General features: G+C 45.5%; 6 protein-coding genes. 3 read left to right on the plus strand and 3 right to left on the minus strand.

The features are described from left to right. Window positions 1–314 (plus strand): hypothetical protein (locus LZ24_RS17720; RefSeq protein ID WP_222427515.1); only part of this gene is annotated, 314 nt, incomplete at its 5' end. A gap of 362 nt (window positions 315–676) precedes the next feature. On the opposite strand, the gene LZ24_RS16645 is transcribed toward LZ24_RS17720, so the two are convergent. Together LZ24_RS16645 and LZ24_RS16650 are read right to left on the minus strand one after the other, a co-directional pair. Further along, window positions 677–1,327, minus strand: a complete 651-nt coding sequence (locus LZ24_RS16645) for a hypothetical protein (protein ID WP_144686836.1) — start codon at window positions 1,325–1,327, stop codon at window positions 677–679. Continuing rightward, entirely contained in the window at window positions 1,327–2,859 is a 1,533-nt protein-coding gene (locus tag LZ24_RS16650; RefSeq protein ID WP_222427694.1) for a phospholipase effector Tle1 domain-containing protein, read from the minus strand. The genes LZ24_RS16645 and LZ24_RS16650 overlap by 1 nt, the downstream gene beginning before the upstream one ends. A gap of 336 nt (window positions 2,860–3,195) precedes the next feature. Between LZ24_RS16650 and LZ24_RS16655 the strand changes: the two genes are divergently transcribed. Next, window positions 3,196–4,785, plus strand: a complete 1,590-nt coding sequence (locus tag LZ24_RS16655; RefSeq protein WP_246118632.1) for an IS66 family transposase — start codon at window positions 3,196–3,198, stop codon at window positions 4,783–4,785. 166 nt (window positions 4,786–4,951) lie between these two features. Then, the gene (locus tag LZ24_RS16660) at window positions 4,952–5,296 is read left to right on the plus strand and encodes a DUF2489 domain-containing protein (RefSeq protein WP_144686838.1); all 345 of its coding nucleotides are present in this window, start codon (window positions 4,952–4,954) and stop codon (window positions 5,294–5,296) included. A gap of 427 nt (window positions 5,297–5,723) precedes the next feature. Here the strand turns inward: LZ24_RS16660 and LZ24_RS17440 are convergent. Beyond that, a partial coding sequence (locus LZ24_RS17440; protein ID WP_186443230.1) for a hypothetical protein occupies window positions 5,724–6,251 on the minus strand: 528 nt, incomplete at its 5' end.

Consider the following 6,251-nt stretch of genomic DNA (forward strand, 5'->3'; position numbering starts at 1 on the left):
ACAGGGATAAGGATGTCGTTGAAAAAGGCTTTGACCGCATGAAAAACAATCTTGATCTTGGCAGGCTAAGGGTTCACAGCAATCACAAGGCCTGGAACAAAACCTTCGTTGGTTTTTTGGCGCTTATATTGTTGTCAAAGATCCATTACACGATGGTGCAGGAAAAATTGTACTGCAAAATGACAATGAAAGAGCTGATTTTAACTTTATCCAAACTACGCATTCAGGAAATTAAGGGAGTTAGAATCCTTTTCCCATTAACCAAGCTTCAAAAAACTATCTTCAAAGCCTTTGGAGCTAAAGAGCCTTCGTAGGTATAAAAATGAGCGGGATTTTAGGTTATATATACGGGTCTCGCTTTGCTCCCACCAGTCCGCCCCGAGCTTCACAAAACGGGTGGCCGTGGCCGTGATACGATCTTCTGAGTTTTCTTCAAGGATGCCGTTTTCATCCACATCGAGACCCGTGGCCACAAGGTTGCCCAGGGTATCGTACTCATACAAAGTCGGGGCCGTGCCAGGGCTTTGGGCCTTCGCAAGGCGGCCTTTGACGATAGGTATAGCTTGTCACAATCGGGCCGCCCAAGCCCTCCCGCTCTTCCCGGAACCATCCAGCATTTTTTGAATTTAAGAAATCCCCTCTTTTCCCTTTTCTTTCTTCTCCCTATCCATGAAGGCTATTTCAACCGGATCACCTCATATATTCCTCCCTGTTTTTTAAAAACCAGTTCAATTTTACGGTGCTCAATCACCAAATCACCCCGTTCTTTTTTTGGCACAGGAATTGGCCCTATCTTTAAATCCGGAGAAAACCAGAGCGGATTCTCATGAAAGGGTACATAGGTACCGTATTCAAAATAATTGACCATGTATTTATTAGCGATAAACTGACTGGGACGATCACCAACAAGGCATGCTCTGCCACGGTTTTTAATTTCACCAAAATCATAGGGGATCATAATAATAACTAATGGTTCTACAGAAACAATATAAAATTTAAACGGAGCAAGTCTTTGCTGATAGCCATTGTAGTTAAAATTCGATTCAGGCCATGACTGCAGCAATCTCTTTCTTTTCAAATAGCTCACAATTTTATCATTATACTTATAAAGATGTTGTCCATCAGACCTTTCGGTTCCCCATCTTGTATCTGTAGTCGCTACAGAATCCATAAAACATGAAAAATAAGAGCAACTTCTTTCTACAGCCTGCTCTTCAGAACCTATCCAGGGGGTATCCACCCCTGGAACAACTTGCAAATCACACCGACTGCATGACAACAGCACAGCGGATAAAGAGATCAGAATAAAAATCCAGATCGATTTCATTATCGCCCCCCTTTTGGCATAAGGTTGTAGGGCCAATCTTCACTCATATCATGGGGATGTGCATGCCAGCCCCATGGATCTTTTCCATAATCTGTAGAAAAAGAGGGTAAAGGCCCAAAAGGCACTCCCGCATCAATTCCTTTTTCCCAGATATAAACAAGCGGAGCAATGCTCAGATTCGTGGTATTCACCCCATGACCCCTTCCGATATCTGAATGATCCCCTGCAAAATCCCTCTCAGAAAAATTCTGTCCGACCCCTGCCTTATTCAATCGCTTTAATGGGAATAAAAGCCTTTTTTCATCCCTGGCAACCGCATGGGCCGCATTTTTTACATTGGGTGGCAAGTCCATCCGAATCCCAACATAGCTGTTTCTCCCTGGCACGGCAAAAGAACCAACCGTATCGAATAAGCCTACAAAGCGGATATCAACGGGGCAGCCTCTTGTCTCAAAAATCGTTCCATAATACTCACGATACCCCCTTTCATGGAGGACATTGGCAAATTCCCTTGCAAGCGAAGCCCCCCGGCTAAACCCGATAATATCCACATCTTTATCACCATTTTTGTAATTCTCTAAAAATCTTCTATAAGCCTTCTCAATCCGTTCTTTGCCACCTGCGCCAAACATCCCACCCATCATTTTATTACCAAAAAATTTCTCACCGCCCACACCTATTTGATAGAATGCGTTACCGATATATTTATCACTAAGAGTATAAACATGCGTGTACTTCCCCTCACGCACATCACGATCATGGTTCCATGTACCGTCAAAGGCATAAAGGGCCAGACCCAGACGATCTACCCAGTTAAGGCCATCATTCCCCACAAACCCATAAAGATTGATCCCCCCCTCTTCTTCTATGGGATCCCGGCTCGCCCACCTCCCCAGCTCCACCGCATAGTACCTGTAGCCGTAGTAATAGAACCCGCTTTCCCCATCAAAGTACTTCGTGGAGAACCGGAACGGATTCACATCCGCCATCCCGCCGCTGCTGGCGGTGAGTCTGCCAAAGGGGTCGTACTCATAGGCAGCGGCAAGGCTGCCATCGGAGGCCTTCACCACCTGGCCCACGTTGCCGTTGGCATCATATGCGTAAAGATGGGAGCCGCCTTCTTCCACCATGGCAAGAAGCCCGCCAACACCCCCTGCGCCCTGAAGGCTCTGGCTTAGATCCAGCCCCCAGACAAAGTAGCGGCTTTCTTCTTTTCCTCCGGCAAGGCGGATCTCTTCCACAAGATTCCAGCCCTGATAAACAAAAAGACGTTCTTCTCCTTTTACCCAGTCTGTGCCGTCAAATAAATAGCTTATCTTCTGCACCCTGCGGCCCATGTAGTCATAGGCGTATTCCGTGCGGCTATCTCCAGCAGCCGCCGCCTTGGGTTCCGTGCGGATCAGGCGGTTTTCCGCGTTCCACACAAAAACCCTGTCCCCCATTTCCTTGAAATTCCCGTCCTCGTCATGGGTGATGGAGGCAAGACCCGTCACGGCGGTGTACTGGTTTAGGGGGTTGGTGCTGTACTCCAAGGCTTCCGGCCCCAGGATCGCGGCCCTGCGGTTACCCATGGGATCATAGCTGTATTCCCGGAACCTCGTAACTTCTCAATAAGTGTAGGCATTGAAGCTATAATGTAAGTGATAAATAATATTTTGGCTAAGCCTTTTTGAGAATAAGAGGATGATTTCCGAACCAGCATTAAAGCATGATATGATAGCTTGATACCAAAGAAGAGATCAAGTTCTTTAAACTATCTTAATTTTGATTGCTGTACAGAAGGTATGCCTTGCAATTCATTAAAAATATATGTAATAAAATCCAATAAAGGTAAACGGAAATAACCAAAATCTGGATTGGGTACACGAGTGATAAAGCCACCTAAAATAACAGACCTCACCGAAAATCAATGCACACCATTGGTTATTGATCTGTATGAGGTCATTGAATTTCAGCGTGAGCAAATCCAGCAGCTCAAAGATGAAATTGCCCGATTGAAGGGAGAAAAACCCAAGCCAGATATTAAACCTTCAAAACTTGATAAGAGCACGGAGGAACGGGCGAAGGAAAAAAAATCAGATGGAAAACGCCCTGGCTCAACCAAAAAAAAGAAAACCCGAAACCTTGAAATCCATGAAAGCAAGAAGATTGCACCAGATATAATTCCTGAAGGAAGCAGGTTTAAGGGCTATAATGACTATGTTGTTCAGGATATGATTATTCAAGCCCATAATACGGTTTATCGAATTGAACAATGGCAGACTCCTGATGGTAAATACATCTCTGGTAAATTACCTGTAGGGATAGCGTGTGGTCATTTTGGCACGAGCCTGTGCAGCTTCATTCTCTATCTGTATTATCAGTCACACGTTACCCAGCCTCTAATTCATGAGCAACTAAGAGAAATAGGCATTGATATTTCTGTAGGGCAGGTCAATCGGATCATCACCGAAGGCAAAGAAGCCTGCCATGCCGAAAAAAAAGAAATTCTACGAGCTGGGCTTGAGGTTTCAGGCCACATAAATGTAGATGATACAGGTGCGCGACATAAAGGCAAAAATGGTTATTGTACGCATATAGGAAATGAATGGTTCGCCTGGTTTGAGAGTACTGACAGCAAGAGCCGTATTAATTTTCTTAAACTCCTGCGGGCAGGAGATACAGATTTCATTATCATTCCGGAAGCTCTCGACTATATGGCGGCACAGGGGCTTGGAAAAAATGTTATTGAACTCCTTGCAACCAGTCAAGCAGCAAGATTTCAAAATGGCGAGCAGTGGGAAGCCCACCTTGCGGCCCTTGAAATAACAGAAAAACGCCATGTCCGCATTGCTACGGAAGGTGCTTTAATAGGCAGTCTTATCGATCAGGGCTTGAATATGGATCTGGTTATCGTGAGTGATGATGCGGGTCAATTCAATGTATTGAAACATGCCCTATGCTGGGTTCACGCCGAGCGTACCATCCACAAGCTGGTTGGTTTTAATGAAAAACAGCTAAAAGCCTTGGAAAAAGCACGCTCTGAGATTTGGGATTTTTATGCCGATCTAAAAAAATACAGAGAGTTTCCGGACCAAACAAAGAAGACTGAGCTTGAGTATCGCTTCGATGAAATATTTGACACCAAGACAGGTTTTGCCACTTTGGACCTGGCTCTAAAAAGGATTCATAAAAACAAAGAGGAACTGCTCCTGGTTCTTGACCGTCCAGATATACCCCTGCACAACAATTTATCTGAAACGGATATTCGGGACTACGTGAAGAAGAGAAAGATAAGCGGTTCCACCCGAAGTGATACAGGACGTTGTTGCAGGGATACTTTTGCCACACTAAAAAAAACCTGCCGGAAGCTAAATATCTCATTTTGGCAATACATCAAAGATCGTTTGTCCGGTGAAAATGCCATTCCTTTTCTTCCTGATTTGATTCGTTTACAGGCACAGCAACCTATTGCCTAAAATTTTACTCTTCTAATACTGTATGCCTACACTTATTGAGAAGTTACAAAAAGACGAGTTCGTCTTATACTGCTCGTGATGGTGTTCAGTTTGAAACGCATTGGGTTGAAAATATCAAGACGGGCCAACGGGTTGAATTTAAGACGAAGTTTCCAGGAGGTAATTGATGAGCCTTCAGGAAACCATTATCGAAAAGAAACGTTCTGAACTGGTTGCCGTTGCCACAGCGATGATTGAGGGCCAAATGCATCTGATTGAAGGAGCACGAAGAATCTGCGCTTTGAGGCATGCTGTTGGTCAACCGGAGAATGAAGTGTTTATGCCAATCCGCGCAATTGAATCCGAAACAGATCACTTTCCCCTTGGTGAAATGCGCGCACGTTGCGCTAATGATTACTTGCAACGAATGGATGACGAGATGAACCGATATCTTGATTCTGCCAGACAGGATATATTGTCCGCGTGCAAAGAAATCATTCGCACTTTCTCTTTATCCAACGATGCAACGTGAAAAACGGCGAGGACATCCTGGACTGATAATTGAGAGACGCCGGTGTGCAACGAACGGGAGACAATGCGGCAATAAACGGGCTAATGACGAGTTCAGCGGTGGAGCGATAGCGGAATCCGCTGTAGCGGATGATTAGCCATCTGTTTGCCCCGAGTTAATATTTTTGGAACCCGCCTTTTTTTTACACAACCAGGACACAACCACAGGACACCCAGTGCGCCGGGATAGACACAACCATTCCACCAACCACAGCCAACCACAGGACATCCAGTGCGCCGGGATAAGCTGGCATAAGATTGGAGGTGCAAGTCCTCTATCCGGTAAGGTGTAGCGAACCGCCGGAGCCCCGAGTCATGGGCTGCTGCTCGTGAGGGTAGTGGTTAAGCGTTGACAGGGGAACACACAGGCTCGGTATTGAGCTCCGAAATCAGGGTTGGGAATGCTGACCGTGTTGGGTGAACGGGAAGGCAAAACTGAATGCTGCGTCAACGCAAGTGGCAGGCAGGCCTGCCACATCCAGAAGCTTGCCAATATTTTTTTCTGCATGGGCGGCAGTGGTCAAAAAATTCGATAGATCTGCTTTCGATTGACCGGATTGGAGGGTGGATATCTGTTCAACCAACCGCCCGATCTGGCCCTCTGCTTTAGGATGGGATACAGCCAGCAATAAACTGGATGCATCTCGGTAAGATAAGGTTGCGGACAGATCCATGATCGCAACCATATCTTTTTCTTTTGCATGATTTGTAAAAGCAATGAAATTACCTATATTTTCTTCGTCACGGGAAGCGTTGATATAATCAGACATCTGATTCAGGGTTTCGGTTCCAACCCGGACAGCACTTTCCAGAAAAGTCAGGGCCTTGTCACCCGCTTTAATTACTGCGGATAAAACAGATGAAATATTACCGGATTTATTGATAACCTGATTCAATAATTTGGTTTCACCATCCGC

It is taken from the genome of Desulfobotulus alkaliphilus (genome assembly GCF_007830435.1).
GTDB lineage: Bacteria > Desulfobacterota > Desulfobacteria > Desulfobacterales > ASO4-4 > Desulfobotulus > Desulfobotulus alkaliphilus.

What these genes read in the sequence shown, in the direction of transcription:
- LZ24_RS16645 (WP_144686836.1), bottom strand. Translation starts at nt 1,327, where the DNA reads ATGAAATCGATCTGGATTTTTATTCTGATCTCTTTATCCGCTGTGCTG.
- LZ24_RS16660 (WP_144686838.1), top strand. Translation starts at nt 4,952, where the DNA reads ATGAGCCTTCAGGAAACCATTATCGAAAAGAAACGTTCTGAACTGGTT.